The organism is Nostoc sp. 'Peltigera membranacea cyanobiont' 232 (genome assembly GCF_002245985.1).
GTDB lineage: Bacteria > Cyanobacteriota > Cyanobacteriia > Cyanobacteriales > Nostocaceae > Nostoc.
In genome coordinates, this window is sequence record NZ_NOLK01000331.1 from 1 (window position 1) to 3,013 (window position 3,013).

Here is a 3,013-nt window from a genome sequence, read left to right on the forward strand (position 1 = left end):
AGGTTTTACAACACCAACTCCTTTGACTGTGGGTAAACCATTGACAATGCGGGAGCAGCATTCGGGCTACAGCGAACAGCAAATTGACTTAACTGTGCCAGCGACAACAGCAGTGATGTCTTTTGTCCACGCAGCCCAATTGAAGAAATACTGGCGCAAATTTGGGGACAAGTACTGAAAATAGAGCTTGTAGGCAGACATGACAACTTTTTTGAGCTAGGGGGACACTCCCTATTAGCAACGCAACTCATCTCCCGTGTGCGTAGCAGCTTGAAAGTAGAATTGCCATTGCGTTCGTTATTTGCTGCACCAACAATTGCCCAATTAGCGCCATTGATTCAGCAATTACAGCAACAAGACTTAGAACTTGCTGCACCATCCATCTTCAGGCGGGCAGAGAATGCAGACTTACCACTGTCTTATTCTCAACAACGTTTATGGTTTTTAGACCAGTTCGAGCCGAACAGTTCCTTCTACAACATCCCCATTGGTTTGCGCTTAGTCGGAACTCTTGAAGTTGCAGCATTAGAACAGAGCTTAATTGAAATTATTCATCGTCACGAAGCATTACGTACCAACTTCATTACAGTTGATGGACAAGCTACCCAAATTATTCAAACAGAAACGAATTGGACAGTTGCAGTTGTTGATTTGCAGCATTTACCCTTAACAGAAATTGAAATAGCTGCACAGCAATTAGTCCAAGAACAAGCAATTCAGCCTTTTGACTTAGAGTCAGAAGCGTTAATCAGAGCGACATTAGTAATACTGTCTCCTACAGAACAGTGCTTATTAGTGTGTATGCATCACGTCGTCAGTGATGGCTGGTCAATAAGTGTATTTGTCCAGGAGCTACAAGCACTGTACAATGCTTATTATCAAGGTCAACCGTCACCCTTGTTACCACTGCCGATTCAGTACGCAGATTTTGCATTATGGCAAAGACAATGGTTGCAAGGGGAAGTACTGAACAGCCAATTAAGTTACTGGAAAGAACAATTGGCAAATGCACCCACGTTCTTGCCATTACCCACAGACAGACCTAGACCTGCTGTGCAGACTTTCAATGGCGCATATCTTGAGTTTGCTCTGTCTGGTGAACTAACTCAACGGTTGATACAACTGAGTCAACAGCAAGGGGTGACTTTGTTTATGACTTTGTTGGCGGCTTATGATACATTACTTTATCGCTACACTGGACAAACAGATATTTTGGTGGGGACACCAATTGCTAACCGCGATCGCACCGAGATAGAAGGGTTAATTGGCTTTTTTGTCAATACTTTAGTGATGCGGACTAACTTGGCAGAAAACCCCAGTTTTAACGAATTACTCCCGCGTATCCGGGAAATGGCACTGTCCGCCTACGCACATCAAGACTTACCCTTTGAAATGTTGGTGGAAGCATTGCAACCAGAACGGGATCTCAGCCATACACCATTGTTTCAGGTGATGTTTGTTCTCCAGAATGCTCCCATGTCTGAAATAGAGTTAACTGGATTAACTGTCAATTCCTTACCAATAGAAAGTTCTACGGCAAAGTTTGATTTGACCTTAATAATGGAGAACACTGTCACTGGACTAGTGGGATGGTGGGAATACAACACTGACTTGTTTGATAGCAGCACAATTGAGCGGGTGACAAGTCATTTTGTGACATTGCTGGAAGGTATTGTTTCTAACCCTAGTGAGCAAATTTCGCAATTGCCCCTGCTGACACAAATTGAGCAACAACAATTAGTTGAATGGAACTATACCCAGTCTAACTATCCCCAGGATAAATCTATTCATCAGTTGTTTGAAGAGCAGGTGGAGCTTACACCCGATGATATAGCAGTAGTGTACGAGAATCAACATCTCACATACCGCGAATTGAACAGCCGTGCTAACCAGTTAGCGCACTACCTGAAATCTTTGGGTGTGAAAGCTAATGTGCTGGTGGGAATATGTGTGGAGCGTTCCTTAGAAATGGTTGTGGGATTACTTGGTATTCTCAAGGCGGGTGGTGCTTATGTGCCACTTAACCCAGAATATCCTCAAGAGCGATTGACCTTCATGCTCGAAGATACTCAGTTATCAGTTGTATTGACTCAAGAAAAACTAGTTAATAAATTAGGCGATCGCCTCTGGCGCGACTTTGCCGATCGCAAAGCTAGTATAATTTGCCTAGACTCAAACTGGGAGATCGTCAATCAACAAACACAACAGAACCCAACTACCAGTGTTAAAGCTGATAACTTAGCTTATGTAATGTACACCTCTGGTTCTACAGGTCAACCCAAAGGTGTGAGCATTATCCATCGAAGTGTAGTTCGATTAGTCAAAGATACCAACTACGTCAGCATTTCTGCTGGTGATGTAATTGCTCAAGCCTCAAATTACGCCTTCGACGCAGCTACCTTTGAAATTTGGGGAGCGTTACTAAACGGAGCGCGGTTGGTAGGGGTGAGGAAAGATTTGGCACTTTCGCCAACAGATTTCGCAGCTTTTATGCGATCGCAAAGTATCAGTGTGTTATTCTTGACAACTGCGTTATTCAATCAAATTGCTCAGGAAGTCCCCTCTGCTTTCAATTCACTACGACATCTTTTATTTGGCGGCGAGGCTGTCGATCCTAAATGGGTGAAAGAAGTACTCAACAATGGTGCGCCGCAGCGACTCCTACATGTTTATGGGCCAACAGAGAATACAACATTTACTTCCTGGTACTTGGTGCAGGATGTGCCAGAAGGCGCGACAACTATTCCCATCGGACAACCAATTTCCAACACACAAATCTATTTGTTAGATTCCCAACTACAACCAGTAGGTGTTGGTGTACCGGGAGAACTATACATTGGGGGAGATGGTCTAGCTAGGGATTACCTTAACCGCAGCGAGTTAACACAAGACAAATTCATCCCCAACCCCTTCAGTGGAAGCAGGGGAGCAGGGGAGCAGGGGAGCAGGGGGGAAAAACGTCTCTATAAAACAGGGGATTTAGCACGCTATTTACCAGATGGCAATATTGAAT

General features: G+C 44.1%; 1 pseudogene. It reads left to right on the top strand.

Features of this window, described 5'->3' with window-relative positions:
• Window positions 1-126 precede the first annotated feature (126 nt).
• Window positions 127-3,013, top strand: a pseudogene (locus CDG79_RS39915) (amino acid adenylation domain-containing protein); the annotation flags it as partial.